This window comes from Streptomyces sp. NPDC059255 (genome assembly GCF_042752355.1).
In the GTDB taxonomy this organism is placed as follows: Bacteria; Actinomycetota; Actinomycetes; order Streptomycetales; family Streptomycetaceae; genus Streptomyces.
In genome coordinates this window covers 1-2,269 of the sequence record NZ_JBHYZP010000096.1, presented here as the reverse complement: position 1 = coordinate 2,269, position 2,269 = coordinate 1, and the positions used below count along the sequence as shown (strand labels likewise).

The window sequence follows — 2,269 nt, the reverse complement described above, 5'->3', positions numbered from 1 at the left end:
GAGTTGGGTCGGGGACGGGACGCCGTGCACCCTCTCGGGTGTCGGTTTTCCCATCCCCGCCCGCCGAACCGGACGTGCCCGTTGGCCGAGCATCCGGCTCTCCACGTGATCCGATGGATCAGGCGAGGTATTCACTGACCTGGCCGACGAAGGCCACATCGTCGTGGCTGGTCCGGCGGAAGCGAGCCCCGCCCGGATCGACCTCGTCGATGTTGTAGGGCGTGCTGATCTGCGCACCGCGGAAGCGGTAGCGTTCGACCTTCATCTTCGCCGGGTTGTAGAGAACGATCCCGCCCTCTGCGATGCTGTCCGCTGGGAAATATCGGCGTCGCATCTGTTTCCAGGTCATGCGGGGGTGCTTGCGGCGAATCCAGAGATTCATTCTCCGCCACGCGTACCAGCCGAGGTACGAGAACGTCTTCTTCGAGACGCCGTAGCGGAAATAGGCTGCCCAGCCCCGAAGAACCGGGTTGACCGCCCGCAGCACCTCCTCCAACGAGAGCGAGGTCATACCACGCCCCGTCAACTTCTTGATCTTGCGCATCACCGATGCCAAAGCCTGCTTGGACGGAATGGTGAGCACAACACGACGACCTCCGCCCCAGGCCCTGCGCTGGATGTGGAAGCCCAGGAAGACGAACCCTTCATTGATGTGTGTGATGTGGGTTTTCTCGTCCGAAAGGGTCATCTTCAGCCTGTTGGCCAGCAGCCCACCGATCTCCGTCTTCAGTGCTTCAGCCTCTTCCCTCGTGCCGTGCACAAGCACTACGAAGTCATCGGCGTAACGCACCAGCCGGAAGTTCGGCAGCCCCTTGCGACGCCGATGCTGCCGACGCCAGGCAGGGGTCATCTCGATTTCCCAGATCCGCGAGAAATACCGGTCCAGGACAGAGAGATAGATGTTCGCCAACAGCGGTGAAGCGACTCCTCCTTGCGGAGTTCCGGTGAGGGACTCCGCGAATCCACCCTGCAATTCGACAACTCCGGCCCGCAGAAACGCGCTGACCAGCCGCAGAACCTTGCGGTCCTTGACGCGCTCGGCCACCAGGTCCATCAGGACGTGGTGATCGACGTTGTCGAAGCAAGCCTTGATGTCGCCCTCGATGACCCACTCGTAGTTCGACGGCTTACTGGTGAAGTGGTGGATCTCGGCGATGGCATCCTGAGCCCGACGTCCAGGTCGGTATCCGTAACTGGATGGATAGAAATCGACCTCGAAGATCGGTTCCAGGACCAGCTTGAGGGCCATCTGCGCCACCCGGTCGCGCAGAGTGGGGATGCCCAAGTAACGAACCTTTCCGTTCTTCTTGGGAATCACCGCCTGCTTGACCGGAAGCGCCGTGAAGGACCCGTCCTTGAGCGAAGAGCGAAGCTCCTCCAGGAACGGAATCAATCCATGACGTTCCTCGACGTGATAACGGGTGACCCCATCCACGCCCGCTGTCCTGGCGCCTCGGTTGCCAGACACCCGTTCCCAGGCCACCAATAATGTGGCCCGATCACAGATCAAGTTGAATACATCATCGAACCGGCGATCCGGTTCAGTCCTTGCCCATCGGTGCAGCCTGATCTGGTGATCGAGTACCCGTCGCTCAGCCGTCATACTGCCCGGCCAAGTTGTTGTCGACGGCACGTCGCTATTCAACAACGTCCCTCCCCGACAGCAGTCCTACTGCTACCACGCTGTCGCCCTTTCCCGTGTGACCGGCTTTCCCGGCCTCTGAGTACTACGGCGACTCCGCCACGATCTGGCGTCATCAGCGGGCATTGCGCCTGCCCGCCGCCCGGCCGGCTGCCGGACGGGGAGGGCGATGCCAGATCGCTTCCCACGTTCACTGAGAATCTTTGCGACGGCTTCGGTGCCCGGCTTTACCCCGGCAGCATCGCCACGGACCGCATGTCGCAGGATTGGTCCGGGCCTCCCGACGTACCACAAGCTAAGGAAATCGGGAGAGGAGAGGCCACCGGATAGAGCACTCTCCAGCACTGCAGCGCGGTCCATCCACCAGATTTGGCAGACCGCTGACGACTCACGGGGCTTCAACCACCGGTTCAGTTTCCTTGCACCCATTCCGTCTTCGCTTGCGGGCACGAACCATCTGGTGGTCTCGGCTCGCCCCTACGTTGTCGAGGCCGCTTCCAGCTTCACCCCCAACCCAGGGTTCCGCCTGCCTCCAGCTTCAGCCAGTCACTGCGATGACCAGCGGCGGGTTCTCCCTCCCGCTCGATTCCTCAGCGCCTCGTGGCGCACACCCGGTGTCATCGATGA

Annotated in this window: 1 protein-coding gene; it reads right to left on the bottom strand. The window is 62.0% G+C overall.

Annotated features, from left to right (window positions below; translation table 11 throughout):
• Nucleotides 1-118 precede the first annotated feature (118 nt).
• Nucleotides 119-1,603 carry a group II intron reverse transcriptase/maturase gene (gene ltrA / locus ACFXKG_RS41155; protein WP_384850723.1) on the bottom strand — a complete coding sequence of 495 codons (1,485 nt, stop codon included), beginning with the start codon at nucleotides 1,601-1,603 and terminating at the stop codon, nucleotides 119-121.
• Nucleotides 1,604-2,269: the final 666 nt, after the last annotated feature.

Excerpts from the sequence above, each read along its gene's own strand:
- ltrA (WP_384850723.1), bottom strand. The coding sequence starts at position 1,603 with ATGACGGCTGAGCGACGGGTACTCGATCACCAGATCAGGCTGCACCGA.